Source organism: Pedococcus sp. P2_E2, from assembly GCF_056403955.1.
In genome coordinates this window covers 79520-105886 of the sequence record NZ_JBFUEM010000010.1, presented here as the reverse complement: position 1 = coordinate 105886, position 26367 = coordinate 79520, and the positions used below count along the sequence as shown (strand labels likewise).

23 protein-coding genes are annotated in these 26367 nt (G+C 70.9%); 14 read left to right on the top strand and 9 right to left on the bottom strand.

What is annotated here, in order from left to right; all coding sequences use genetic code 11:
- The first annotated feature begins 239 nt into the window (after positions 1-239).
- From AC1DWR_RS18680 to AC1DWR_RS18660, 5 genes are read left to right on the top strand one after another with little or no spacing between them, the layout of a single operon-like run.
- Positions 240-2225 (top strand): beta-galactosidase, encoded by a 1986-nt coding sequence (locus AC1DWR_RS18680; protein ID WP_477624946.1) that lies wholly within the window; start codon positions 240-242, stop codon positions 2223-2225.
- On the top strand, positions 2225-3037 hold the full coding sequence (locus AC1DWR_RS18675) for a DeoR/GlpR family DNA-binding transcription regulator (RefSeq protein WP_477614867.1): 813 nt from the start codon (positions 2225-2227) through the stop codon (positions 3035-3037). Before AC1DWR_RS18680 ends, AC1DWR_RS18675 begins: the two co-directional genes overlap by 1 nt.
- Positions 3034-4185 carry a galactose-1-phosphate uridylyltransferase gene (gene galT / locus AC1DWR_RS18670; protein WP_477624945.1) on the top strand — a complete coding sequence of 384 codons (1152 nt, stop codon included), beginning with the start codon at positions 3034-3036 and terminating at the stop codon, positions 4183-4185. The genes AC1DWR_RS18675 and galT overlap by 4 nt, the downstream gene beginning before the upstream one ends.
- Positions 4182-5345: a galactokinase gene (gene galK / locus AC1DWR_RS18665; protein WP_477624944.1), complete on the top strand. Its 1164-nt coding sequence runs from the start codon at positions 4182-4184 to the stop codon at positions 5343-5345. The genes galT and galK overlap by 4 nt, the downstream gene beginning before the upstream one ends.
- 49 nt (positions 5346-5394) lie before the next feature.
- The gene (locus AC1DWR_RS18660) at positions 5395-6945 is read left to right on the top strand and encodes a S10 family peptidase (protein WP_477624943.1); all 1551 of its coding nucleotides are present in this window, start codon (positions 5395-5397) and stop codon (positions 6943-6945) included.
- Between the two features lie 70 nt (positions 6946-7015).
- Here the strand turns inward: AC1DWR_RS18660 and AC1DWR_RS18655 are convergent, their stop codons facing one another.
- Entirely contained in the window at positions 7016-8719 is a 1704-nt protein-coding gene (locus tag AC1DWR_RS18655; protein WP_477624942.1) for a tyrosine-protein kinase domain-containing protein, read from the bottom strand.
- An 89-nt stretch (positions 8720-8808) separates the two neighbouring features.
- Between AC1DWR_RS18655 and AC1DWR_RS18650 the strand changes: the two genes are divergently transcribed.
- From AC1DWR_RS18650 to AC1DWR_RS18640, 3 genes are read left to right on the top strand one after another with little or no spacing between them, the layout of a single operon-like run.
- Positions 8809-9711: a hypothetical protein gene (locus AC1DWR_RS18650; protein ID WP_477624941.1), complete on the top strand. Its 903-nt coding sequence runs from the start codon at positions 8809-8811 to the stop codon at positions 9709-9711.
- Positions 9708-9968 carry a hypothetical protein gene (locus AC1DWR_RS18645; protein WP_477614861.1) on the top strand — a complete coding sequence of 87 codons (261 nt, stop codon included), beginning with the start codon at positions 9708-9710 and terminating at the stop codon, positions 9966-9968. Before AC1DWR_RS18650 ends, AC1DWR_RS18645 begins: the two co-directional genes overlap by 4 nt.
- The gene (locus AC1DWR_RS18640) at positions 9961-10266 is read left to right on the top strand and encodes a PqqD family protein (RefSeq protein WP_477614860.1); all 306 of its coding nucleotides are present in this window, start codon (positions 9961-9963) and stop codon (positions 10264-10266) included. The genes AC1DWR_RS18645 and AC1DWR_RS18640 overlap by 8 nt, the downstream gene beginning before the upstream one ends.
- A 2-nt stretch (positions 10267-10268) precedes the next feature.
- Here AC1DWR_RS18640 and AC1DWR_RS18635 read toward each other — a convergent pair whose 3' ends face one another.
- Positions 10269-10715: a hypothetical protein gene (locus tag AC1DWR_RS18635; RefSeq protein ID WP_477624940.1), complete on the bottom strand. Its 447-nt coding sequence runs from the start codon at positions 10713-10715 to the stop codon at positions 10269-10271.
- A gap of 339 nt (positions 10716-11054) precedes the next feature.
- Here AC1DWR_RS18635 and aqpZ point away from each other — a divergent pair, with 339 nt between their 5' ends.
- The 3 genes from aqpZ (at position 11055) to AC1DWR_RS18620 (ending at position 14663) form a co-directional block, all read left to right on the top strand.
- On the top strand, positions 11055-11846 hold the full coding sequence (aqpZ, locus tag AC1DWR_RS18630) for an aquaporin Z (RefSeq protein WP_477624939.1): 792 nt from the start codon (positions 11055-11057) through the stop codon (positions 11844-11846).
- Between the two features lie 149 nt (positions 11847-11995).
- The gene (locus AC1DWR_RS18625) at positions 11996-14209 is read left to right on the top strand and encodes an NADP-dependent isocitrate dehydrogenase (protein ID WP_477624938.1); all 2214 of its coding nucleotides are present in this window, start codon (positions 11996-11998) and stop codon (positions 14207-14209) included.
- A gap of 43 nt (positions 14210-14252) precedes the next feature.
- The gene (locus tag AC1DWR_RS18620) at positions 14253-14663 is read left to right on the top strand and encodes a nitroreductase family deazaflavin-dependent oxidoreductase (protein WP_477614856.1); all 411 of its coding nucleotides are present in this window, start codon (positions 14253-14255) and stop codon (positions 14661-14663) included.
- Positions 14664-14712: 49 nt separating this feature from the next.
- On the opposite strand, the gene AC1DWR_RS18615 is transcribed toward AC1DWR_RS18620, so the two are convergent.
- Both AC1DWR_RS18615 and AC1DWR_RS18610 read right to left on the bottom strand, forming a co-directional pair.
- A complete protein-coding gene (locus AC1DWR_RS18615) occupies positions 14713-15117 on the bottom strand; it encodes a DUF6855 family protein (protein ID WP_477624937.1) in 405 nt (134 codons plus the stop codon).
- A complete protein-coding gene (locus AC1DWR_RS18610) occupies positions 15114-16166 on the bottom strand; it encodes a GNAT family N-acetyltransferase (protein WP_477624936.1) in 1053 nt (350 codons plus the stop codon). The genes AC1DWR_RS18615 and AC1DWR_RS18610 overlap by 4 nt, the downstream gene beginning before the upstream one ends.
- Positions 16167-16255: 89 nt before the next feature.
- Here AC1DWR_RS18610 and AC1DWR_RS18605 point away from each other — a divergent pair, with 89 nt between their 5' ends.
- Positions 16256-17248 carry a malate dehydrogenase gene (locus AC1DWR_RS18605; RefSeq protein ID WP_477614853.1) on the top strand — a complete coding sequence of 331 codons (993 nt, stop codon included), beginning with the start codon at positions 16256-16258 and terminating at the stop codon, positions 17246-17248.
- A 393-nt stretch (positions 17249-17641) separates the two neighbouring features.
- On the opposite strand, the gene AC1DWR_RS18600 is transcribed toward AC1DWR_RS18605, so the two are convergent.
- The 5 genes from AC1DWR_RS18600 to AC1DWR_RS18580 all read right to left on the bottom strand — a co-directional run bounded on the left by AC1DWR_RS18600 (position 17642) and on the right by AC1DWR_RS18580 (position 22743).
- Entirely contained in the window at positions 17642-17911 is a 270-nt protein-coding gene (locus AC1DWR_RS18600) for a DUF3017 domain-containing protein (RefSeq protein WP_477614852.1), read from the bottom strand.
- A gap of 5 nt (positions 17912-17916) precedes the next feature.
- Positions 17917-18789 (bottom strand): bifunctional methylenetetrahydrofolate dehydrogenase/methenyltetrahydrofolate cyclohydrolase, encoded by an 873-nt coding sequence (locus AC1DWR_RS18595; RefSeq protein WP_477614851.1) that lies wholly within the window; start codon positions 18787-18789, stop codon positions 17917-17919.
- A 71-nt stretch (positions 18790-18860) separates the two neighbouring features.
- Positions 18861-20267, bottom strand: coding sequence for a YlbE family protein (locus tag AC1DWR_RS18590; protein ID WP_477614850.1), 1407 nt, complete (start codon positions 20265-20267; stop codon positions 18861-18863).
- The gene (locus tag AC1DWR_RS18585; protein WP_477624935.1) at positions 20264-21853 is read right to left on the bottom strand and encodes an FdrA family protein; all 1590 of its coding nucleotides are present in this window, start codon (positions 21851-21853) and stop codon (positions 20264-20266) included. The genes AC1DWR_RS18590 and AC1DWR_RS18585 overlap by 4 nt, the downstream gene beginning before the upstream one ends.
- Positions 21850-22743: an oxamate carbamoyltransferase subunit AllH family protein gene (locus tag AC1DWR_RS18580; RefSeq protein ID WP_477624934.1), complete on the bottom strand. Its 894-nt coding sequence runs from the start codon at positions 22741-22743 to the stop codon at positions 21850-21852. The genes AC1DWR_RS18585 and AC1DWR_RS18580 overlap by 4 nt, the downstream gene beginning before the upstream one ends.
- 149 nt (positions 22744-22892) lie before the next feature.
- Between AC1DWR_RS18580 and AC1DWR_RS18575 the strand changes: the two genes are divergently transcribed.
- Positions 22893-24599 (top strand): PucR family transcriptional regulator, encoded by a 1707-nt coding sequence (locus AC1DWR_RS18575; RefSeq protein WP_477614847.1) that lies wholly within the window; start codon positions 22893-22895, stop codon positions 24597-24599.
- A gap of 253 nt (positions 24600-24852) precedes the next feature.
- Complete coding sequence (locus AC1DWR_RS18570; protein ID WP_477624933.1) at positions 24853-26316, top strand: uracil-xanthine permease family protein; 1464 nt, start codon at positions 24853-24855, stop codon at positions 26314-26316.
- Positions 26317-26367: the final 51 nt, after the last annotated feature.

The window sequence follows — 26367 nt, the reverse complement described above, 5'->3', positions numbered from 1 at the left end:
AATCGGTCAACTCACAGTTTCGATCAAAAACCACCAACAACACTCGAGGATGGTGGCCACGTCCACCCGTGTCAAGACTTTCGGCCCACTCGGTTCATCTGACGGACACAGCGCGAGATCGGCTCAACCACGCGGCATACGCTCCCTTGGAGCGGCAAATCGGGAAGCCACCACACCCATGGGACCAACATGTTGATTTTTGTTGACATGGCTTCCTGCGCAGCGCCAGACTGGCGCCCATGCGTTCATGGCCGAGCCGTCGGATCGCCCTGGGTGGCGACTACAACCCCGAGCAGTGGCCGCGTGAGGTCTGGTCCGAGGACATGGAGCTCATGCGCGAGTCGGGGGTCTCCTTCGTCACCCTGGGAGTCTTCTCCTGGTCGTGGCTCGAGCCTGCCAAGGGCGAGTACGACTTCGCCTGGCTCGACGACATCATGGGCCTGCTCCACTCCAACGACATCGCCGTCGACCTGGCCACCGCGACGGCCACCCCTCCGCCGTGGCTGTCGGCCGCGCACCCGGAGATCCTCCCCGTCGACCACGAGGGCCACACGCTGTGGCCGGGCAGCCGCCAGGCGTGGTGCCCGAGCTCGCCCGTGTACCGCGAGTACGCCCTGGCCCTGACCACGCAGCTGGCCCAGCGCTACCACGACCACCCAGCCCTGGCGATGTGGCACGTCTCGAACGAGTACGCCTGCCACAACATCCCCTGCTACTGCGACACCTGCGCGGCCGGCTTCCGGCTGTGGCTGCAGCGCCGCCACGAGACCCTCGAGAGGCTGAACGACGCCTGGGGAACGGCGTTCTGGAGCCAGCGCTACACGGACTGGCAGCAGGTCCTGCCGCCTCGGCTGACCACGACGTTCGGCAACCCCACACACGTGCTGGACTACAAGCGGTTCCAGTCCGCCACCCTGCTCGACTTCCACCGCAGTGAGAAGGCGATCCTCGCGGACCTGTCCCCGGGCGTCCCCGTCACGACCAACTTCATGACGCTGGCCCACTTCGACCACCTCGACTACCACCAGTGGGCAGCTGAGCAGGACGTCATCAGCACGGACCACTACATCGTGAACACGCTGGAGCACCCCCGCGCGGAGCTGGCCTTCAGCGGCGACCTCACCCGCGGCCTCGCAGGCGGAGCGCCGTGGATGCTCATGGAGCACTCGACCAGCGCGGTCAACTGGCAGCCGGTCAACCCCGCCAAGGCGCCCGGGCAGACCCTGCGCGACAGCCTGGCCCACGTGGCGCGTGGTGCCGACACCCTCGGGTTCTTCCAGTGGCGTCAGTCGCGCTCGGGTTCCGAGAAGTTCCACTCGGCACTCGTGCCGCACGCAGGTCGTGACAGCGCCCGGTTCCGCGAGGTCGTCGAGCTCGGCCAGGTCGCCCAGCGGCTCGGCGAGGTGCTCGGGTCCCGGGTCGAGTCCGACGTCGCCATCCTCTGGGACTACCAGGCCCAGTGGGCCGCCTCGGGTCCCGCGATGCCGTCGAGCGAGCTCGGCTACGGGACGACCGCGCACGCGATCCACCGGCTGCTGCGGGACCGCGGCGTCACCACCGACGTCGTGCACCCCAGCGCCGACCTCACGGCCTACAAGGTCGTCGTCGTCCCCACGCTCTACCTCGTCAGTGACGAGCACGCGGCCGCCGTCGCGGCCGCGGCGGCTGCGGGCGCCCAGGTGCTTGTGACCTTCTTCTCCGGCATCAGCGACGACAACGACCACGTGCGGCTCGGTGGCTACCCCGGTGCGTTCCGCGACCTGCTCGGGGTGCGTGTCGAGGAGTTCTTCCCCCTCATGGACGGCGACGAGGTGTCCGTCGGCGGGGGCACCGGCCGCCGGTGGAGCGAGGACGTGACTGCCGTCGACGCCGAGGTGCTCGACAGATACACGGACGGACCTCTCGAGGGTCGTCCCGCGGTCACGCGCCGAGCCGTCGGGTCGGGAGCGGCGTGGTACCTCAGCACCCTGCTCGACGACTCCGGGCTCGGGTCACTGCTGGACTCGGTGGTCGGCGCGGCCGGCGTCGTCCCTGCTGCTGACGTGCCGGTCGGTGTCGAGGCGGTCCGACGCACCAGCGATGATGGCTCGTGGCTGTTCCTCGTCAACGACACCGACAGGGCACAGCGCGTCGCCGTGACCGGTCACGACCTGGTCGCCGACCGTCCGTTCGGACCGGACACCGCTCTGGCCGCTGGTGCGGTCGCCGTCATCAGGGAGGACTAGTGCTCGCCAGCCAGCGCCGCGCCACGATCCTGGGCCTCGTCGAGGACAGCGGCGCCGTGCGGGTGTCCGAGCTCGTCGACCAGCTCGGCGTCTCGGACATGACCGTGCGCCGCGACATCGAGCAGCTGGCGGCCGAGGGCCTGGTCGAACGTGTCCACGGTGGGGCCCTGGCCATGGGCCGGCGCAGCAGCGAGGAGCCCGGGTTCACCGCGAAGTCCGCGCTCATGCAGGCGCAGAAGCACGCCATCGCCCAGACCGCGGCCCAGCTCGTCGAACCCGGCGCCGCGATTGGCATCTCCGCCGGGACGACGACCTATGAGTTCGCGCGCGCCGTCCGCAACATCCCCGACCTCACGGTCGTGACGAACTCCATCCCCGTGGCGCAGCTCCTGCACGAGTCGGGCGCGCCCGGCCAGACGGTGGTGCTCACCGGCGGGGTGCGCACGCCGTCGGACGCGCTCGTCGGCCCCGTCGCGGTCGCCGCGCTGCGCATGCTGCACGTCGACCGGCTGTTCCTCGGCGTGCACGGCATGGACGCCTCTGCGGGCCTCACCACCCCCAACCTCGTAGAGGCCGAGACCAACCAGGCTCTCGTCGACGCGGCTCGCCGGATCTGCGTCCTCGCCGACCACACGAAGTGGGGCACCGTCGGTCTCAGCACCATCATCCCGCTCTCCGCGGTGGACCTGTTGGTCACCGACCCGGGACTCACACCGCGGGCCCGCAAGGCCGTCGGCGACGCCGGGGTGGAGATGGTCCTGGCCACCCCTGCCACGACGAGGACGCCGCGTTCGCAGAGGAGGCACGCATGAGAGCGCGGCGCACCAGCCGTCAGCTCGCCGACGGGCGCGAGATCATCTACTTCGACGACTCCCCCGAGGCTCCCGAGCGCACCGCCGAGGACAGCCGGCCGCTCGGGGAGCGGGCCGCGTCGGGCGAGATCCGTCACGACGCCCTCGTCGGCGACTGGGTCGCCGTGGCCGGGCACCGCAGCAACCGCACCTTCCTGCCGCCGAAGGACGAGTGCCCCCTGTGCCCCAGCGGGGCGGGCAGCGTCCCCTCCGAGGTGCCCGAGTCGGCCTACGACGTGGTGGTCTTCGAGAACCGGTTTCCCTCGTACTCACCCATCTCGGTGCTGTCCGGTGACGGGCGGGGGCCAGCTGGCCACGGCGATGGCGATGGCGAGCTCCTCCGGAGCCGGCCCGCGCTCGGCCGCTGCGAGGTGGTCTGCTTCACCAGCGACCACGAGTCGACGTTCGCCGACCTCACCCCTGAACGCGCCCGCACGGTCATCGACGCGTGGGCGGACCGCACGGCGGAGCTGGGTGCGGTCGCCGAGATCGAGCAGGTCTTCTGCTTCGAGAACCGCGGCCAGCAGATCGGCGTCACGCTGAACCACCCCCACGGCCAGATCTACGCGTATCCCTATGTGCCACAACGATCTGCCGCAATCCTGACACAGGCTACCGCCCACCACGCACGCACTGGCCGCCTCCTCGGAGCCGACATCCTGGCGGCCGAGCTGGACGCCAAGGAGCGAGTGGTGATCGACACCGAGCACTGGACGGCCTACGTGCCCTTCGCTGCGCGGTGGCCGGTGGAGGTGCACCTCGCCCCCCGCCGGGACGTGCCCGACCTGCCCTCCCTCACCGATGTCGAACGCGACGACCTCGCCCAGGTCTACCTCGACCTCCTGCAGCGCCTGGACCGCTACTACGTCGCCAAGGACGGCAGCCCGATCCGGTTGCCCTACATCGCTGGTTGGCACCAGGCCCCCACCCGTAAGGGGCGCGACGTCTCCCGCCTTCACCTCCAGGTGATGTCGGTGCTTCGCTCCCCCAAGAAGCTCAAGTACCTCGCCGGCTCGGAGTCAGGCGTCGGCGGCTGGGTGAACGACGTGCCTCCCGAGCAGATCGCGGCGCGGCTCCGCGACGTGGCGCCACGCGAGGTCGGCCTGTGAGGGCCGATACCGCAGCAGACCTGTTCCGCTCCACCTTCGGCTCCGCCCCGTCGGGCGTGTGGTCCGCCCCCGGCCGGGTCAACCTGATCGGCGAGCACACCGACTACAACGGCGGGCTCTGCCTGCCGATCGCACTGCCGCACCGCACGTTCGCGGCTGTCCGCCGACGCGACGACGACCTGGTGCGCATCGTGTCGGCGCAGGCCGACGACCTGGTGGAGGTGACCCTGGCCGACGTGGCACCCGGCGTGCCGGGCGGGTGGGCGGCATACGTCGCCGGGGTGCCGTGGGCCCTGCGCAAGGCGGGGTATGCCGTGTCGGGCCTCGACGTGGCCGTGGACGGCCGCGTGCCGCTGGGGGCGGGGCTGTCCAGCTCGGCGGCCCTGGAGTGCGCGGTGGGGGCCGCGGCCTCCGACCTGTTCGAGCTGGGTCTGCTCTCCGGGGACGGCGGCCGGACCACGCTGGCAGCGGCCTGCGTCGAGGCCGAGAACACCATCGCACTGGCACCGACCGGCGGCATGGACCAGTCCGCCGCGCTGCTCGCCCGGACCGGTCACGCCCTGTTGCTCGACTGCAGGGACGGGCACACGGAGCAGGTGCCGTTCGACCTGTCTGCCCACGGACTCGCCCTGCTCGTGGTCGACACCCGTGCGGAGCACGCCCTGGTCGACGGCCAGTACGCCGAGCGGCGCACCTCCTGCGAGGCGGCCGCCCACGAGCTCGGCGTCGCGAGCCTGCGCGAGGTGTCGGCCGACGACCTCGGGGCCCGCCTGTCCGCACTGTCCTCCGACCTGCTGCGCCGACGCGCACGTCACGTCGTCACCGAGATCGCGCGCGTCGAGGAGGCCGCGGCTGCCTTGCGGAGCAACGACTTCCGAGCGGTGGGCAAGCTCTTCCTGGCCTCGCACGCCTCGATGCGCGACGACTTCGAGATCTCGGTGGCGGAGCTCGACACGGCAGTGGAGTCGGCCGTCGGCGCCGGTGCCCTCGGCGCCCGGATGACCGGCGGCGGGTTCGGGGGTTCGGCCATCGCGCTGGTGTCCGCCGACGACGCCGCGGCCGTTCAGTCCGCCGTGGAGGACGCCTTCGCTGCCAAGGGTTTCCGTGCCCCTGACTGCTTCACGGTGATGGCTTCCGAGGCAGCCCGCCGCGACCGCTGACCCAGCCTCTCCCTCACCTCTGCCAGCGGCCCGCACTAGGGTGCGACGCATGCCCGACGAGTCCACCCAGACCTCACCCGCGCCCACGACACCCGCGGAGTCCTCCCCCTTGGCCCGGGGCGAGTCACCGACCGACAAGCCCAACGCCGAGGCACCGCCAGTGCCGCCGACGGACGATCTCGTGACGACGCGGCATACCCTCAAGATCGGGCGCAGGACGCTGCGCTACACGGCGACAGCCGGGCGCATCGTGCTGCGCGAGGAGGTCTTCGAGGACGGAGTCTTCAAGGGGCACAAGGCCAAGGCCGAGCTGAGCGTCACCTCCTACGTCCTCGACGCGCCGCGGGGCACCAAGCGCCCCGTCACCTTCGCGTTCAACGGCGGACCGGGCTCCAGCTCGGTGTGGCTGCACCTCGGCCTGCTCGGCCCGCGCCGGGTCGACTCCGGCGACGTGGGCAACCCGACGCCGCCGCCGTACGGCCTGCTGGACAACACCGAGACGCTGCTCGCGGTGTCGGACCTCGTCTTCATCGACCCCGTGTCGACCGGGTACTCGCGGGCCGTCGAGGGTGGCAAGCCCAAGGACTACCACGGCTTCAAGGCCGACATCGAGAGCGTCGGCGAGCTGATCCGGCTGTGGACGACCCGCCACAACCGCTGGCTGTCACCGAAGTTCATCGCGGGCGAGTCCTACGGCACCATCCGGGCCGCTGCCCTCGCCGAGCACCTGCAGACCCGCCACGGCCTCTACGTCAACGGCATCATGCTGATCAGCTCGGTCCTCGACCTCGCGACGGTCGACTTCGAGTTCCGCAACGACCGTGCCCATGTCGACTACCTCCCGACCTACGCCGCCACCGCCCACCACCACGGCAAGCACGGGCGGAAGTCCCTCAAGACCGTCCTCGCCGAGGCGGAGGAGTATGCCGCGCGCGACTACCCGTGGGCGTTGTCGCGGGGGTCACGCCTCACCGCAGCCGAGCGCGCCGAGCACGTGAGCCGCCTCGCCGCGTTGATCGGCCTGTCCGAGGAGTACGTCGACCGCGCCAACCTGAGGGTCGAGCACGTCCGGTTCTTCACCGAGCTGCTGCGCGACCAGGGGCTGGCGGTGGGCCGGCTGGACTCGCGGTTCACGGGGCAGCTCGTGCACGGCAACGCCGAGAAGTGGGACGCCGACCCGTCCCACGACGCGATCAGCGGTCCCTATGCGGCCGCGTGGAACCACTACGTGCGTGACGAGCTCGGCTACGAGAACGACCTGCCCTACGCGCAGATCTCGGAGCTCGCGTCGACGGAGTGGTCGTTCAAGGAGTTCGAGGGCAAGCCGATCGACGTCAGCTCGCAGCTCGCGAGGGCCATGCGGGGCAACCCCCACCTCAAGGTGCACATCGCCTACGGCTACCACGACGGCGCCACGCCCTACTACGGCGCACAGGACGTCGTGGCGCACCTGGAGATCCCGGAGTCACTGCGCGGCAACATCGAGCACTGTCACTACGAGGCCGGCCACATGATGTACGTCCACGAACCCAGCCGGCTCCAGCAGTCCCGGGACCTCGCCGCGTTCGTGGTCCGGTCCAGCGGGACAGACGTCGGCTGAGCAACCGGTCCACAGCCAGACCATCAGCAGCCCGTCCGTCGGGCGCCACGTCCGTCCGGGGTCACGGCCGTCAGCGGCCTGCCCCTGCGGCGGTCCGGGCGCGCTGCTGCGGGGCCGCCTCGCTCGGCTTGCCGTGCGGCGTGCCACGCGGGGGCTTGCTGGGTCGCGCCGCCTGGGCTGCCTTGACCGCCTCGGCCGCTGCCCGTGCCGCCTCGACCGCCGGATCTGGCGCGGCCGCGTGGGGGGTCTCGAGCGCGTGGACGGTCTGCACTCCCTGGACGCGCTCCACCGGGTCGAGCGCCTCGACCAGCCGCACGGGCCGGCCCTCGGGCTGGCGTGCGGGTTGGAGCTCCTCCCTGCGGTCCGGCGAGGCCTTGCGCAGGCCCTTGTGGGACTTCTCGGTCCCGTAGTAGCCGCCGTAGTAGCCGCTGCCCGCAGCCTTGGGCTCGATCCGGTTGAGCACCACACCCAAGGTGTGGCCCTGCACGGCGTGCAGGCTGGCGAGCGCCGCCCCCAGCTGGGTGTCGAGGGTCCTGCCGGCAGTCACGACGACGAGGGCACCGTCCGCCGCCGCCGTGAGCACGGCTCCGTCGGTGACGGGCAGGAGCGGTGGTGCGTCGATGATGACCATGTGTCCGCTGTCGGCCAGCCAGTCCAGCAGCCGGCGCATCGCCTTCGAGCCCAGCAGCTCGCTCGGGTTCGGCGGGATCCCGCCGGCCGCGAGGACGGTCAGGTTGGGCAGGGCCGCCACGCGCTGAGCCACGTCCGCGAAGTCGACCCGACCGATGAGGACGTCGGTGAGCCCGGCGCCCTCGACGAGGCCGAAGGACTCGGCGACGACCGGGCGGCGCAGGTCACCGTCGATGAGCACGACCCGCCGGTCCGACATCGACAGCGCGGCGGCGAGGTTGGCCGCGATCGTCGACTTGCCGTCCCCGGGCAGGGGGCTGGTGACGACGATGACGCGGGGCGGGTTGTCGATGTCCATGAACTGCAGGTTCGTACGCAGCTTGAGGAATGCCTCCGCGGTGTGCACCGGGTCCTTCAGCTTCGGGCGACCGACCACCAGCGGGATGAGCGCACCGCGCTTGCGGACCATGGCGGGGCTCGCCGGGATCGCGGCCGCCACGGTGACGCCGAACTCGCGCTCGATGTCCTCGGCCCGGCGGAGCTTGCGGTCGAGCTGGCTGCGGGCCACGGCATACCCGAAGCCGAGGAGGAGACCACCGACGAAACCGAGGCCCACGTTGCGGGTCGTGTTCGGTGACACGGGCGACGAGGGCAGTGCAGCCGACTCGATCGGGACGATGCGCAGGGCCTGGGTCGAGGAGCCGGAGGGGTTCTCGACCTGGTCCACCTGCTGCTTGAGCGCTCGGACCCAGGCGTCCGCCAGCTGCTGCGCCGAGCGAGGGGTCGAGGCCCGGGCGCTGATCTTGATGAGCACCGTGTCGAGGGGCTGCGACACCGAAACGGCGCCGATGAGGCTGGCGGGGGCGGCGTCGAGGCCGAGGTCGCTGATCACCGTCTGTGCGGTGGCCCGCGACCTCGCCAGGTCGACGTAGGACGCTGCTCGCGACTTGGCCAGGCTGTCCCCGACGGACGCCTCACCGGCGGAGTTGGTGGTGCCGGCGCTGACGAAGCCGCTCGCGTCGGCCTGGTAGACCTTGGGCTGGACCAGGCTGACCCCGGCCGCGACCGCGACACCGAGCAGCACGAAGGCGGCAACGCCGCGCCAGTACGCCCGGAGCACCCTGAGGTAGTCGGTCAGTTCCACGGCTGCTCCTGACGTGCGTTGTCGACGCGCGTGGCTGCAGGGGTGCGGTTGCCCCGTGCAGTGGTGCGGACTGCTCTACTGTGCGGCCTGTGACCGCAGTCGAACTGGAGACCTCCAGCCGCCAGGTCGTGGACGCCTTCGGTGTCCACGTCGAGGTGCGGGTGCGCGGCGACCGCGCCGCTGAGGTCGTGGACCGGCTGCCCCGGCTCTGGGAGTTCTGTGCCGCTCCGCCCGGCGCGACCGGCGAGGTCACCGCAGACGTCGTCTTCGACAGCGACCCGGACGCCTGGGCCGCTGCGGATGCCGGAGGCGCGGTCTCCCGCCGCGAGCTCGATGACCTGTTGCAGGCGCTCACCCAGCGGATCACCCTGTCTGCCATCGACGCCCGCGCCGGTGAGTGCCTCATGCTGCACGCTGCCTGCATCGCCGACCCGCTGACGGGCGCTGCCGCAGCCTTCGTGGCGGCGGGCGGCACCGGCAAGACGACCCTGGTCAGCACCCTGGGTCCGGGTCGCTGGTACGTCACCGACGAGACGACCGTGGTGCTCGACGACCGGACGGTCGTGCCCTATCCCAAACCGCTGTCGATCCGCCGCACCCCGGACAGCCTCTTCAAGAACGAGACCGCACCCAGTGAGGTCGGCCTCGTGGCACCCACCCGGCGCGTGCGGCTTGCCGCGCTCTGCCTGCTCGAGCGTGACCCTTCCCACGAGGGCGAGCCCATCGTCGAGACGCTGCCCACCCTCGACGCGCTGGTCGCCCTGGTGCCCCAGACGTCGCACCTGCCCGAGATGGCACGACCACTGCAGCGCCTGGCGGCGCTGTGTGAGTCGCTCGGTGGTGTGCATCGGATCACCTATCGGGAGTCGGCCGACTTGACCGGGGTGGTGGACGGGCTGCTGGTGGACGGGCTGCCTGCGGACGGGCTGCTGGTGGACGGGCTGCTTGCGGACGAACCAGGGGTGGACAGGCCAGTGGGTGGGACGGCGTGAGAGCGCGGTACCTGCCGGCGGCGGACCGGGTGGAACGGGACGGGGAGGCCGTCGTGCTGGTCGGACGGGAGGTGGTGCGCCTGTCGGCCCTGGCCACCACGCTGCTCGACTCGTGCCCCGACTGGACCCCGGCCTCGGACCTCGTCGACGTGCTGCTGGCCACCTTCGGCCCGGCGCCCGAGGGTGTCGATGCCGTCGAGTCCACCGAGGTGGCACTGCGGACACTGGCCGCCAAGGGGTTGGTGGAGCTTGACTGACGCCGTGTGGCGCCGCCAACCCGACGTTGCCGTGGTCCAGTCACCGGGCCGGGTCGTCGTGCTCGACCTGACCACTCCCCAGACCGCCCGACCCTTCGTCATGGAGGGTTCGGCACACGCCATCTGGCAGGCCCTGGACGACCAGCCGACGACCGCCCAGGTCGTCGCCCGCGTCGCGGATGACTTCGGTATCCCTGCTGCCGAAGTCGAACCAGACGTGGTCGCGTTCCTGGCCGAGCTGGAGTCACGAGGACTGGTGTCGCGCGTGCCGCCTGACCGCACCATGACGACCGACTGAGCTCAGGCGGTGACTGTGACGATCTGGACCGAACCGCCACCCGTCCGGTAGCTGATCGTGTAGGTCGCGGTCCCGGCGTTGCCCTCGTAGGTGTACGAGAAGCTCACCGGCACGCTGCTCCCGACCGGCACGATGGTCGTCGTCGGGACACCCACCGTGGTTCCGGTCGTCGCGTCCGACGTCACCGAGAGGATCTCGACGGACCCGGCAGCCGTTCCGGTGTTGGTCAGCGTCATCGTGAAGTTGACCGTCTTCGTGTCGAACTTGTGGGCCGCCACCTTGTCCGCCAGGACCGTGGCAGCCACCACGGGCGCGCCCCCCGACGCAGCCGCCGCGGGCGCGGCTGTCGCCAGGACGATCACCGGCACCGACCATGCAGCCCCGAGCGCAACCGTGCGCCGACTCACCAGCGGCGTGCCGCTGTCCCTGACGATCCCCTGCTGATCCATCGAAACCCCGCTCCCGAGCCCCGCAGACTCGTTTTGATGATGCGCTGAACGTAAAGGACAGGGTTGAGTTTCACCAGCATTTGGTAAAGAAATGAATCTTCAATGACATTGTTTGTCCGGATATGACCTCATTCATTCGACGTATCCACTGATCGTCACCTAGTCCTTTTGGCTGATGGGCGGATCTCCTCGGCCGGACGGACGCCCGGAGGCGGGCCCGCGGTGTCGGCGGATCCGGGTGTCGCGCGTGTGCAAAACGCGACGGTGCGGCAGAGTGGTCCCGGCAAGGGGCCACGGGGGCCCACCGGTCGCACCATCCGCCGCACCAAGGGGAGCTACATGCGCACACCGGCACTGACCTCGCGCCTCGGCGCAGAGGCACTGGGCACCTTCTGGCTCGTCTTCGGCGGCTGTGGCAGCGCCATCTTCTCGGCGAAGTACCTCGCCCCCAACGTCGTGTCCGGTCAGGGCGTCCAGGTCGGCATCGGGTTCCTGGGCGTTGCCCTCGCCTTCGGTCTCACCGTCCTCACGATGGCGTATGCCGTGGGGCACGTGTCGGGGGCGCACTTCAACCCCGCTGTGACGGTCGGCATCGCCGTCGCCAGGCGCTTCCCGTGGCGGGACGTTCCGGCCTACGTCGGCTCGCAGGTCGTCGGGGGACTCGTGGCCGGCCTGGCCCTGTGGGGTATCGCGCGCGGAGTCTCCGGGTTCGACGCCACGGGCAACCTCGCCGCCAACGGCTACGGCGACCACTCCCCCGGCGGGTACACCCTCGTCGCCGTGCTGTGCGCCGAGGCGATCCTGACCGCCTTCTTCCTCTACGTCATCCTCGGCGCCACCGACGACCGTGCGCCGACCGGCTTCGCCCCCATCGCCATCGGGCTCGCGCTCACCCTCATCCACCTGATCTCGATCCCGATCAGCAACACCTCGGTCAACCCTGCACGGTCCACCGCCGTCGCCTTCTTCAACGGCAACGGCGCCCCGGGCCAGCTGTGGGCCTTCTGGCTGGCGCCCGTCGTCGGTGCGGCGATCGCAGGAGCCACCTACCACCTGGTGACCGGCGTCGACCGCCGCGACGAGGACATCACCGGGGTCGTCGACCCGGACGACCTGAAGCCCACCACCTGACGGGTCCACCACCTGGCCGGTTGCGCGAGTATCTTGATATCAAGATACTGTGGGCGAGGTCGAGGGACGACAGTTCGAAGGGCCGATAGCCTGAAGGTCGTCTCCGCACCGCTTCGACATCCAGACCACCTCAGGAGAGAGTCGCCTCCATGGCCAAGATCATCTACACCCTGACCGACGAGGCGCCGATGCTGGCGACCTACTCCTTCCTCCCGGTGATCGAGGCGTTCGCAGGGACCGCCGGGGTCGACGTGGAGACGCGCGACATCTCACTGTCGGGACGCATCATCGCGGCGTTCGACGACCTGCTCCCCGAGGACCAGCGGATCGGCGACGACCTGGCCGAGCTGGGCGAGCTGGCCACGACGCCAGAGGCGAACATCATCAAGCTGCCCAACATCTCGGCCTCGGTGCCGCAGCTCAAGGCTGCCGTCGCCGAGCTTCAGGCCAAGGGCTACGCCCTTCCGGACTACCCCGACGAACCGACCACCGACGAGCAGCGCGACGCGCGTGCCCGCTACGACAGCGTCAAGGGCAGTGCGGTGAACCCCGTTCTGCGCGAAGGGAACTCCGACCGTCGGGCTCCTTCCGCGGTGAAGAACTACGCTCGCAAGCATCCCCACTCGATGGGTGCGTGGAGCCCCGACTCGGCGACGAACGTCGCGACGATGGGCTTCGACGACTTCCGCTCCAACGAGCAGTCCGTGGTCCTCCCGACGGACGACACCCTCACCATCCAGCTCGTCACGGACAACGGCACGACGGTCCTCAAGGGAGGGCTCACGGTTCTCGAGGGCGAGGTCGTCGACTCCACCGTCATGCGCGTCGCCGCCCTCGACTCCTTCCTCACCGAGCAGATCGCCCGCGCCAAGGCCGACGACGTTCTCTTCTCGGTGCACCTGAAGGCCACGATGATGAAGGTCTCCGACCCCATCATCTTCGGCCACGTGGTGCGGGCGTTCCTGCCCGACGTCTTCGCGACCTACGGAGCGGACCTCGCTGCGGCCGGGCTGTCAGCCAACAACGGCCTCGGCTCGATCATCGACGGCCTGGGCGCCCTGGGCGACAAGGGCGCCGAGATCAAGGCCGCGATCGACAAGGGCCTCGCCGACGGCCCACGACTGGCGATGGTCAACTCCGACAAGGGGATCACCAACCTGCACGTGCCCAGCGACGTCATCGTGGACGCGTCCATGCCGGCCATGATCCGCACGTCCGGCCACATGTGGGGCCCGGACGGCGCCGAGGCCGACACCCTCGCGGTCATCCCCGACAGCTCGTACGCGGGCGTCTACCAGGCCGTCATCGACGACTGCCGCGCGCACGGCGCCTACGACCCGACCACGATGGGCTCGGTGCCCAACGTCGGCCTGATGGCCCAGAAGGCCGAGGAGTACGGCAGCCACGACAAGACCTTCGAGATCGCCGAGGCCGGCACGGTCCAGGTCGTCAACGCCGCCGGCGACGTGCTGATGGAGCACGAGGTGACACCGGGCGACATCTGGCGCGCCTGCCAGACCAAGGACGCCCCCATCCGGGACTGGGTCAAGCTCGCCGTCACCCGCGCCCGCGCCTCCAGGACGCCCGCCGTCTTCTGGCTCGACGAGACCCGCGCCCACGACCGCAACCTGATCGAGAAGGTCACCACCTACCTCGCCGACCACGACACCGACGGCCTGGACCTCCAGATCCTGAACCCGGTCGACGCCGCCACGCTGTCGGTCGAGCGGATCCGCAAGGGCGAGGACACCATCTCGGTCACCGGCAACGTGCTCCGCGACTACAACACCGACCTGTTCCCGATCCTCGAGCTCGGCACCAGCGCCAAGATGCTGTCGGTCGTGCCGCTCATGAACGGCGGTGGCCTCTTCGAGACCGGTGCCGGCGGATCGGCCCCCAAGCACGTCCAGCAGCTGGTCCAGGAGAACTACCTGCGCTGGGACAGCCTCGGCGAGTTCCTGGCCCTCGCGGAGAGCCTGCGGCACATGGCGACGAGCACCGACAACGCTCGCGCCGAGGTGCTCGGCGAGGCCCTGGACCGGGCGACCGAGCGGCTGCTCAACGAGAACAAGGGCCCGGCCCGCAAGGTCGGTCAGATCGACAACCGTGGCAGCCACTTCTACCTCGCACTCTTCTGGGCCCACGAGCTGGCCACCCAGACCCAGGACGCAGAGCTCGCCGCGTCGTTCGCGGAGGTGGCGCAGTCCCTTGCCGCCAACGAGGCGACGATCAACGACGAGCTCCTGGGTGTGCAGGGACACCCCGCCGACATCGGGGGCTACTACCGGCCCGACGAGGCGAGGACCGTGGCAGTGATGCGCCCGTCGGCCACCTTCAACGAGGCCCTCGCCTCCCTGGCGTGACTCCGCGCGGAATCGGATGCCGCGCCGAGGGGTTGCACCGGACATGAGCGACTGGAACGAAGGCGTGATCGCGGAGTTCCGCGCCAACGAAGGGAAGGTCGGTGGGTACTTCCAGGGCGCGCCGATGATCCTGCTGCACCACATCGGTGCCAGGAGCGGCACGGTGCGGGTGACGCCGCTGGTCTACTTCCCGCAGGACGACGGCTCGATGCTCGTCGTGGCGTCCAAGGGCGGCGCGCCGACCAACCCGGACTGGTACCACAACGTCCTCGCCAACCCGCGGTTCGAGGTGGAGGTCGGCACCCGGACGTTCAGCGTCGACGCGGAGGAGCTCAGCCCGGCCGATCGCGCCGAGCAGTGGCCACGAATCGTGGCTGAACGACCCGGCTTCGGCAACTACGAGACCAAGACGAGCCGGGTCATCCCGGTGCTGCGCCTGCGCCCGGTCGCCTGACCCGCTCGCAGCCGGCGACCGGGCGACGACCGACGAAGGGTGCGCTGCCTCAGATGGCCCGCATCCGGTTGTTGCGCGGGTTGTGCTCGACCTCGGCGAGCCCGAGCTCCTCGAGCAGGGGCGGCAGGTACATGCCGACCCGGCCGCGGTAACCCTTGCGCAGGCCGTACCACCCGCCGACCGGGTTGGACTCCGAGCGGCCCCACTCCTCGACGGTGCCGTCCTTGGCAGGCTTCTGCTCGTCGGCGCTGCCCAGCGGCACCCAGTCACCCCGCTCGCGCAGCCAGGCATGGAGATCCTCGACCACCCGCGCGTCGTAGAGCAGCTTGGTCGAGCCCACCTGGCAAACCAGCTGGGCCGGGTCCGCGTCGTCGTCGCGGTACATCGCGTAGTCACCCGTCCCGGGGGGCGTCTTCAGTGCCCAGGGGTCGTCCTTCGTGCCGCTTCCGCTCATCGCTGCTCCTCGGTGGTGGTGGCCTCGTCGCCCCTCAGCGTCATCTTGAACCCTTCGTGCGACGCGGTGAACCCCAACCGCTCGTAGAACCGGTGGGCGTCGGCGCGCCTCTTGTCGGTCGTGAGCTGGACGAGGGCGCAGCCGCGGCGGGCTGCCTCGGCCACCGCCCACCGGATCATCTGCTCCCCCAGCCGCTGGCCGCGGTGGCTGTCCGCGACCCGCACGGCTTCGACCTGCCCCCGCAGCGCGCCACCGCGCGACAGCCCGGGGATGAAGCTCACCTGCATCGTGCCCACCACGACGCCTCCGTCGTCCAGGACCACGAGCAGCTGCGCCGGGTCCGCGTCGATCACCGCAAACGCCCGCAGGTATGCCGCGAGGTCGCCGGGGTCCTCCCGGCCCGCGGCGAGCTGGTCGTCGGCGATCAGGGCGACGACCGCGCCCACGTCCGCGACGGTGGCCCGTCGCAGCACGACCTGGCGGCCGGCTGCCGCAAAGGTTGCGAGAGCCGGCGTTCCAGCGTCGTGGAACGGACCACCGTCAGCGGGCGCGGCGGCATACCGGCCGGTGGGAGCATCCGAACCCTCGAACCAGGCGTGACCGCGGAACGCGAGGGCGCGCTCGAGGCGCACCCGCGAGCGCTCCATCATCTCGGGGAGGTCGTCCGGCGCGAACCAGCCGACGTCGAGCGACTCGTCGTCGTTGACCCGGGCCTGCCCGGACACGTACGTCGCGGTGAAGCAGAGGTCGAGGTACTGGGCGCGATCGCCGTTCGGGTACTCCTGCGGAGGCAGGGTCCAGACGCCGGTCAGGTCGTCGATGGTGGCCACCACCCCGGTCTCCTCCTCGATCTCGCGACGCAACCCCTCGGCGGGCTGCTCCCCCGGTTCGAGGATGCCGCTGACGAGGGCCCACTGGCCGTTGTCGACGCGGCGCGCGAGCAGGACCTCCCCCTGCGAGTTGCGCACCACCGCACTGACGCCCGTCAGGAAGAGAGGGTGCGTGCCGACCCGCTCACGCAGCGCCAGGATGAAGTCAGGAGTCGGCATGAGACGACCCTAACCACCCGGCTGCGTGCTGCGCGGCGCCTGCTAGCGTCGACGACAGTCACCCCACCAGAGACGCGAAGGGTCCCACCGTGAGCACTGCCCCCGTCAAGGTCGCCGTCACCGGCGCCGCCGGCCAGATCGGCTACAGCCTCCTCTTCCGGATCGCGAGCGGTTCGCTCTTCGGCCCGGACACCCCCGTCGAGCTGCGCCTGCTCGAGATCACCCCGGCGCTCAAGGCGCTCGAGGGTGTCGTCATGGAGCTCGACGACTGCGCCTTCCCGACGCTGGCCAAGGTCGAGATCGGCGACAACGCCGAGAAGGTCTTCGACGGCGTCAACCACGCCCTGCTGGTGGGAGCTCGTCCCCGCGGTCCGGGCATGGAGCGCGGCGACCTGCTCGAGGCGAACGGCGGCATCTTCGCCCCCCAGGGCAAGGCGCTGAACTCCGTTGCGGCAGATGACATCCGCGTGACGGTGACTGGCAACCCGGCCAACACGAACGCCCTCATCGCCATGAGCAACGCGCCCGACATCCCGCAGGAGCGGTTCTCGGCGCTGACCCGCCTGGACCACAACCGCGCGATCAGCCAGCTGGCTGCCAAGACCGGTGCGGTGGTCACCGACATCACCCACATGACGATCTGGGGCAACCACTCGGCCACGCAGTACCCCGACCTGTTCCACGCGGAGGTGGGGGGGCGCAACGCCGCCGAGCTCATCAACGACGAGGCGTGGCTGGCCGACACGTACATCCCCACGGTCGCCAAGCGCGGCGCTGCGATCATCGACGCCCGGGGCGCCTCCTCCGCCGCCTCGGCCGCGTCGGCGACGGTCGACCACGCCCGCGACTGGGCGCTCGGCACGGCAGAGGGCGACTGGGTCTCGATGTCGGTGCGCTCCGACGGCTCCTACGGCGTCCCCGAGGGCCTCATCTCCTCCTTCCCCGTCACCACGAGCAACGGCGACTGGCAGATCGTGCAGGGCCTGGAGATCAACGACTTCTCCCGCGCCCGTATCGACGCCTCCGTCAAGGAGCTCGAGGAGGAGCGCGAGGCGGTGCGCGGTCTGGGCCTGCTCGGCTGAGCCGGTCACGCGCATACCTCGAAGCGGCCGTCCCCTGCTGGGGGCGGCCGCTTTCACGTCGCTGCCGACCGCACTKGGTGCCGGGAGATCGTCACCGGGGCCCGATCCCCGCCCCTGATGACCACCAGGTGGCAACAAGTCCCGCGCGCCCCGCACTTGGTGCCGGGAGATCGKCACSSRGGCCCGATCCCCGCCCCTGATGACCACCAGGTGGCAACAAGTCCCGCGCGCCCCGCACTTGGTGCCGGGAGATCGTCACGSRGGCCMGATCCCSGCCCCTGATGACCACCAGGTGGCAACAAGTCCCGCGCGCSCCGCACTTGGTGCCGGGAGATCGTCACGCAGACCCGATCCCACGCCAGGATGACCACCAGGTGGCAACAAGTCCCGCAGTCAGCCGCGGGGACGCAGGTCGAGCACCGACGTGATGAACGCCAACGCCACCCCGAGGACCGCCATGGTTGCCACGTCGACGCCTCGCGATCGGACGGCAAGGCCACCGCTGCGCGCGGTGGGGAGCACCAGCCGCAGCAACGCGGCCAAGCCGAGGCCGCCCGCGATCACGTAGCCGGCCGGGCGAACCTCGTCGAGAAGGAACAGGACCACGCCGAGCAGGAGCACCGGGGCGGCGACCCACCACCAGCCCAGGCGCGGCGCGGTCATCCGGGTCAGGCCGAGGTCTCGACGAGCTGACGCTCGGCGGCTGCCACGATGTTGGACAGCAACATGGCGCGGGTCATCGGACCCACGCCTCCGGGGTTCGGGCTGACCCACCCGGCCACCTCGGCCACGTCGTCAGCGACATCTCCGGCGACCTTGGACCTGCCGTCCTCGGCGATGATCCGGCTGACGCCGACGTCGAGCACCGCGGCTCCGGGCTTGACCATGTCGGCCGTGATGAGCCCGGGCTGGCCGGCTGCGGCGACGACGATGTCGGCCTGGCGCACCTCGGAGGCGAGGTCGCGGGTGCCGGTGTGGCACAGGACGACCGTGGCGTTCTCGCTGCGTCGGGTGAGCATCAGCCCGAGCGGGCGACCCACGGTGATCCCGCGACCGACCAGGGCCACCCGTGCGCCGGCAATCGGCACGTCGAACCTGCGCAGCAGCTCGATGCAGCCGGCGGGGGTGCAGGGCAGCGGCGCCGGCTTGCCCAGGACGAGCCAGCCCAGGTTGGTGGGGTGCAGCCCGTCGACGTCCTTGGTCGGGTCGACCCGGGACAGCAGGGCGAACTCGTCGAGCCCGGTCGGCTGCTGCACGAGGAACCCCGTGCACTCCGGGTCGGCGTTGAGCTCGTCGATGACGGCCTCGACCTCGGCCTGCGTGGCGGTCGAGGGCAGGTCGCGACGAATGCTGGTGAGCCCGATCTCAGCGCAGTCCTGGTGCTTGGCGTTGACGTACCACCGGCTGCCTGGGTCATCGCCCACGAGCACGGTGCCGAGCCCTGGCACGACGCCGTGCTCGCGCAGCACGTCGACCCGTCCGCGGAGCTCGTCCTTGATGGTCGCCAGGACCGCTTTGCCGTCGAGGATGCGTGCCGTCACGAGCCCGTATCCTGCCACGCCGCCGCCTCACCTCCGTCGGCGACCACGAATCGCCGACGAATCACCGGGCCTCAGGACTGCGCCTGGGCCGCGAGGGCGGCGATCGCCTGGGTGAAGCACTCGGCCGGTGGCGTCACCAGCCCGGCGCCCACCTGGCCGGTCCCCGCCACGCGACCGGCCATGCCGGTGTTGATCTGGGGCAGGATCCCGGTGCGGGCCACAGCGGCGACGTCGATCCCGGTCGGCGTCCCGCGGAACTCCAGGATGGGCACCTGATATGCCGTGTGCTCGCCGACGGTGATCTCGTACATCGTGCGCGTGGCCCGCAGGGCGAGCGGCACGTCGCCGCCGACGAAACGCACGATGGCCGGGGCGGCCGCCATCGCGAAACCGCCGATGCCCGCGGTCTCGGTGATCGCCGAGTCGCCGATGTCTGGGTTGGCGTCGTCCGGTCCGTAGGAGCCCAGGAACAGGCCCTCTGGGGTGTTGGCCGGGCCCGTGAACCACTGAGCCCCGGTGCCGGCGGTCCGGATGCCGAAGTCGGTCCCGTTGCGGGCCATGGTGGTGACGACCGTGGAGCCCGGAATCCCTTCCGCCGCCAGCGTCGAGAGCTTGCAGGCCGGCATACCAAGGTTGAGGAAGAAGTGCTCGTTGGCACCCGAGAAGCGCACCGCCTCGGCGATGTCGGTCGACGACCCGTCGGCGACGATGAGCGAGGGGAGCAGCTCGCGCAGCAGCATCAGCGAGCCAGCGCGGTTGCGGTTGTGGCCCTCGTCGCCCATCTGGAGCATCTGGGCGATGATCGACTTGACGTCGATGGGTCCGGCGGCGCGGATCGCCTGCTGCAGCAACGGCCCCAGGACGGAGTTCATCCAGTGCAGCCGGTCGATGACCTCGGGGCCGAAGGCGCCGTAGCGCAACACCTTGCCCAGTCCCTCGTTGAGCGAGCACCAGGACGTGTGGTCGTGAACTTCGTCGCGCAGCTCGTAGACCCACATCGAGGGTGAGATCACGCCGGCCATCGGACCCACGGCGTCGCGGTGGTGGCACGGCTCGAGCTGGACGTCACCGCGGGCCAGGGCGGCCTCCGCCGCCTCGGCCGTGTCGGCCATCCCCTCGAAGAGCATCGCGCCGATGAGGGCGCCCTTGAGCGGGCCGGACGCGCGGTCCCACTCGATCGGAGGACCCGCGTGCAGGAACGTCCCGCGCTCGAGCCCCAGCGCCTCCTGGGCCGGACGCACGTCGACGAAGTCCGCCCCGGCGGCGGTCATCCGTTGCAGCGCAAGGGCGTTCGCAGCGGTGCGGCGCGCGTCCCCCAGGACGATGCCGAGGTGGGGTGCCGTCCCGTCGAGCGGCGGCTGCCAGTCCGTCTCGGTCACGACGACCGCCTGGTCGCGCAGGGCGTCGGCGAACATCGAGGCGCCGGCCGTGGCGAGCACCGGGTCCGCGCCGAGCAGCCCGTGCAGAGTCGCGGTCATCTGGATCCTCCGGTGGGGTCGGCGTCGGACAGGAGCGACAGGGCCGTCCTGGTGGCTTCGGCGTTGGACAGGTGGACCGATGCGCCGGCCTCGGAGAGTGCCGCAGCCGTGACGCCGACGTCCTGGGGGTCGCCGCGGGTGCCGGTGAGCGAGACCACCACCGGCAGCTCGCGCCCGCCGGCCCGCGCCGCCTCACGAGCACGACGAATCGCTCCGGCCAGCTCGGGCCCCGGGGCGGGATGGGCACCATGACCCAGGACCAGGTCGAGCAGGAGCACTCCGCAGTGGGGGTCCTCTCCCTCCGCCGCGATCCGTTCCAGCCGCAAGGTCGGGTCGATCATCGGGTGAGCCCTGCCCCGGGTCAGCCCGTCGTCGCCGAAGTCGATCACGACGTGGTCGTCGGCCCGCAGGCCCGCGTCGAGCGCCAGCTCAGGGGCGAGCGGGATGTTTGACCGTATGCCGCCGAGCTCACCGCTCGCGACCAGCATCGCCTCGTCCGCCAAGGTGCCTCCACAGAACAAACCGCGCAGATACCTTCCACTCGGCGCTTCCCCCGCCTGCGCCCCCGCCCCATCGGTCTTCGCGGGATCCGACGTGCCGGGACCCGTCGGGTCCTGCAAGGACTCGGGGTCGAGGAGGGGCTGCCACGAGGGCCAGGTCGGAACGTCCCGCCCGGACTCACGGAGGAAGGCGTCAACGGCCGCCGTCAGGTCGGGGCGACCTGCCCCGAGCGTCGCCCAGTGGACCGGCTTGCCCAGCCCCGCGGCATACCCCTCGAGGTCGGCGAGCACCTCGGCGGCGGGCGGCTTGGAGACGACGATGATCGACTCGGTTGCTGCGTCCGCGGCGAGCGCCGCGAGCGCCTGCCTCGTGGAACGCCCACCCACGGCAGCCGAGAGGTCGCGCCCCCCGACCCCGAGGCAGTGGCTCACCCCCACACCGGCGGCATCGAGCAACGCCATCACCTGCTGCGCGCCCGTGCCCGAGGCCGCCACGATGCCAACCGGTCCCCGCTCGACGACGTTGGCGAAGCCGAGCGCGACCCCGCCGACCACGGCAGTCCCGCAGTCCGGACCCATCACGAGCACGTCGCGGGCGGCCGCGGCGTCCTTGAGCCGCACCTCGTCCTCGACCGGCACGTTGTCGGAGAAGAGCATCACCGAGACGCCCCGGTCGATGGCGTCGAAGGCTTCGACGCCGGCGTACTGCCCCGGGACGGAGACCAGGGCGAGGTTGGCCCCTCCGACGGCGACGGCCCGGCCGAGCGTGCGCGGCGCCGGCGCTTCGCCGAAGCCACCGGCCCTGGAACCAGCCGACTTGAGGGCGGCCAGCGCGGTCTCGAGGGCGGCCAACCCGTTGGCGACGCCGTCCTCCCCGTCGGCTCGGATCGCGACGACGAGGTCGTTGGGCTGGGCGCTGTCCGGCACCGAGAACCCCATGCCGCCGATCACCTCGAGGTTGAGCTCGGTGGCCATGGCGACCTGGGCTGCGGCCACGCCCGGCGCCCCGGCGACCTGCCGGGAGACCTGCATCAGGCTGACTGAGTCGTAGTAGGCCCCGCCGCGCAGTTCGAGGTGGTCGGTCACTGAAGGCTCCTGTGGGTCATGGCCGGTCCTGGGGGCTGGGCGAGCGGATCGGTGTGGTCCACCCTGTCGAGGGGGAAGAGGGCCCCGAGGGGGTGGAGGGCGTCGAGGGCGTCGAGGGCGTCGAGGCAGCCCGCGAGCCCGCCCAGCAGGTCGGCCCCCGACGAGTGGCCGATGGCGAGCACCGCCCGGACGGCCAGGTCGACCTCGCCGGACGCGGCCGGGTCGGTGGGGTCGAAGCCCGCGAGAGCCTCGGTGAGGCGCACGACTGGCACCACGGCATACCCCTCGGCCGCCTCGGTGAGCAGCGCGGCCGAAAGGCTCGTGGTGGTGCTGAGCCTCGGGAGCACCGCGTGCCACAACCGGTCCACCAGTGAGTCCGAGCCGCGCGGGTGCAGGCGCAGGCCGAGAAGCACGCCGCACAGGACGTCGTCGCCGCTGGGGGTCAGGCCGGGGCCCGTGCCCACGAGCGCGTGCACCCGATCCGGGAGGGCGTCCCGGTCACCCTTCGCAAGGGTCTCGGTCAGGCTTCGCGCAGGGGTGCGCCAGCCCAGGCGAAGGGACGAGAGGCGGGCGCCGACGCGACCCTGGTGGACCGCCGCGCTGTGGACCGGGTGCGGCCTCCACCTGCGGACGGCCCGGATCGTGACGTAGGGCAGAAGCACGTCTCCGCCGCCCACGACGACGTGGTCGCCCGGCTGGACACCCCACCCGACGGTGGGCAACGGCGTGGCCACGGCCAGGGCCGTCGGCAGACGCAGGCCGCCGGGCGTGACGATGGGCAGGACTCGCGCGTGACTGCCCACCTGGAGGTACAGCGCCGTGGGGAAGGTGGCGAGGACCGTCGCCCTGCGAGCCGGCCCGTGCACCAGCGCGACCGCGCGCTCGGACACCGCGGCAGGCCACAACGGCTCGGGCCCAGTCGCGAGCTCTGACGCGAGCCCAGTCACGGACGCTGTCACGAACGACCTCCGGCGCGGACGGGTTCCTCGTTTCCTCGGACTGACGCAGCGACGCTATCGACTGCCGTTACAGTCGCCTCATGGTGAATGTTGCCAAGGATGGCAGCCTGGTTGACGCGGAGTTGCCAGCGGCCCCCCCGACCCAGGCGCCCAGCCACGACCTCGTCGGCGGGGTGAGCCTCGAGGCCGTGTTGGCCCTGCCGTCGCTCGCCGGCGCCGAGCTGCTCCAGGACCCCGAGCAGCCGCCACGCGGCGTGATGCGGGCCTCGCTGCTCGGCGCCGCGCCGGACCCGCGCCAGCACCTCGTCTGCGCGGACGCCGACACCGTCGCGGCGTGGGAGGCGGCCGGGCGCGACCCGTTCGAACAGTCCTCGGTGGACGGCGCCACGGCCATCGCCATCGCCGGCGGCACCGCCGTCCAGCTCCGCGACTGGCGCACCCGAGCTGCCGCGACGGGCCTCCCCCTGGTGCTGGCCTCCGCCACGGCCGCGCCCGAGCGGATGGTCACCGACGTCCTCGGCGCAGTGCTGGACCAGCAGTCAGGCATCCTCCAACGGGTCGAGGAGGCCCACCAGATCCTGGTCGGGGTCGTGCTGGCCGGTGGCGGGCTGGAGGACCTCTGCCAGCGCCTGGCCGGCTTTCTCGGTGGCGCCGCGATGGTGACCACGAGCGACGGTCGCGTGCTGGCCAGGGCAGGCTCGGAGGACGACCTCGCCGCGGCCCTGGCCCTCGACTGCTTCGACCGCACCGGGCGGCTGATCACCGAGCACGAACCGGTCGGCATCCGCCCCGCGCACGGCGCCAACGCCCGTCGCGCCATGGTGCGGATCGCGGCGGGCAACCTCAACCACGGGCTGCTGGCCGCGTTCGTGGGTGACCGCCCCCTCACCGCCGACGACGTCCACCTGCTGGAGCGCGCGGCGACAGTGGCGGCCCTGGCCATCACCAAGGAGCAGGCCGTCTCTGCGGTCGAGAGCAAGTACCGCGCCGAGTTCCTGCGCGACGCCCTGTCGGGACGGGCCGGCTCCCCCACCGAAGCAGTTGCCCACGCGGCCTCGCTGGGCTGGGACATCGACCGCAGGCTCGTGGTGGTCGTGGCCGAGACCGACGAGGACGACGCGCACTCGACGCGCCCCCCGGAGGAGGTCGGGGTCCTGCAGGAACGCTTCTCGCGGGCGTGGAGCCAGGCGATGGCGGTGCGCGATCCACGAGCCCCCGTCATGGGGTTCAGCCAGGAGGTCGTCGCCTTGTGCGGCGTCTCCCCGAGCGCGGACACCGACTCCATCATGCGCACGGTCTCCGAGGTCGTCCGGGTGATCAGCGGCATCGGCGGCGGCGGCCGGCGCACCTTCTCCACGGGCGTCTCGCGGCCGATCGACTCGGTCGCGGACCTGCCCCAGGCCTACGAGGAGGCGCTCAGCGCGGTGAGTGTCGGGCGCCAGCTCCACGGCGACTCGGCGGTCACCCACTTCGACGGCCTCGGAGTCTTCCGCCTCCTCGCGCTGATCCCCGACAGCGCCGACCTGCGCCGGTTCGTGGACGAGTCGCTGGGCGGCCTGGCGGCCGACGACTCCCCCGAGAACGTCGACCTGCGCCGCACGCTCTCGATCCTGATCGACACCAACATGAACGTCGCCGAGACGGCCCGCCAGCTGTTCTTCCACTACAACACGCTGCGCTACCGGATCGTGAAGCTCGAGAAGATGCTCGGCCCCTTCACCACCGACCCCCAGCTGCGGCTCAAGCTGGCCCTGGCCCTCAAGGTGCACCAGATGCGCGGCATCTGACCCCGCAGGTATGCCGCCTGGGCATGAAGGTGCCGCGCCCTCTGGCGGGAGGGACGCGGCACAGCCCTTTGGACTCCTGCCGAGCCCGCAAAGCGAGCGCGCCACTCCGCATACTCTGCCGAAAGCCGCTCCGGCCCCGATAGCAACAATTGCCCAATGCAGCGGGCGGTCTGGCCGCTAGTTTTCGCCTATCCCGAACGGGACTGTGGGCCACGTCACCAAGGGTGGCCCCGCTGGTGGATAAGGAGTCCGCATGTCATTGGGCCTGGGTTGGAAACTGCACGGAGACGGTCGCACCATGGGCCCCGACGACGTCGTCGCTCCCGATGAGCGACTGTCGTGGGGCAAGACGGTCGGGCTCGGCGCCCAGCACGTCGTGGCCATGTTCGGAGCGACGTTCGTCTTTCCCCTGATCATGGGGCTCAACGCCCAGCTCGCGATCATGATGAGCGGGGTCGCGACGATCTGCTTCCTCCTGATCGTCAAGGGCAAGGTCCCCAGCTACCTCGGGACGTCGGCCTCGTTCGTCGGCGCCGTCGTCGCCATCCGGGCACAGGCGGGGGCCACCTCCGCCACCGTCACGGGTGCGATCCTCGTCGCGGGTGTCGTGCTGGCGCTCGTGGGCGTGCTCATCCACTTCCTCGGATCGAGCGTGCTGCACAAGGTGCTCCCGCCTGTCGTGACCGGTGCCGTGGTCATGCTCATCGGCTTCAACCTCGCCCCCGTGGTCGCCAACATCTACTGGCCACAGGACCAGTGGGTTGCGCTGTTGGTGATGACCTTCACCATCATCTGTGCGGTCGCCTTCAAGGGCTTCATCGGCCGGATCGCGATCTTCCTCGCGCTCATCTTCGGCTACGTCGTGTCGTGGCTGTTCGACAAGGGCTTTGGCCAGATCACGGCCTTCGACCCCGGCGCCGGCAAGATCACCACGCACTTCCGCACCAACTTCCAGGGCATCAAGGACGCCGCGTTGTTCGGGTTCCCCCCGCACACCGAGGTCGTTGCCGGCAAGGAGGTCGTGGGCTGGCACGCACCCTCGTTCTCGATGGCCGCCATCCTGTTGGTCGTTCCCGCCGTCATCGCCCTGATCGCGGAGAACACCGGCCACGTCAAGGCCGTCGCCGAGATGACGAAGACCGACCTCGACCCCTACATGGGCCGAGCCATCGCCGCTGACGGCTTCGGCACGGTGGTGGCCTCCGCGGTGGGTGGCTCGCCGACGACGACCTACGCGGAGAACATCGGGGTCATGGCGGCGACGCGCGTCTACTCGACGGCCGCCTACTACGTCGCCGCGCTCGTCGCGATCCTGTTCGGGTTCTCCCCGAAGTTCGGTGCCCTCGTGGCGTCGACCCCCGGTGGCGTCCTGGGCGGCATCACGGTCGTGCTCTACGGCATGATCGGCCTGCTCGGCGCCAAGATCTGGAAGGAGAACGGCGTCGACTTCGGCAACCCGATCAACTTGGTGCCCGTCGCCGCGGGCATCGTCATCGGCATCGGCAACGTCACGCTCAAGTTCACCGACAGCTTCTCCCTCACCGGGATCGCGCTCGGCACGATCGTGGCCGTCGTGGCCTACCACGTCGCCAAGGCGTTGGCACCCGCCGAGCTGCGTGCTCGGGCCGAGGGCACGGTGCTGACCGTCGGCGGCAAGGACACCTATGGCGACAGCGACGGGATCGACGACCTGTACCAGGGCGACACCCGACGCTGACCCCCCTGGTGTGGGCCCTCGATCCAGCATCGGGGGCCCACACCCTTTCCC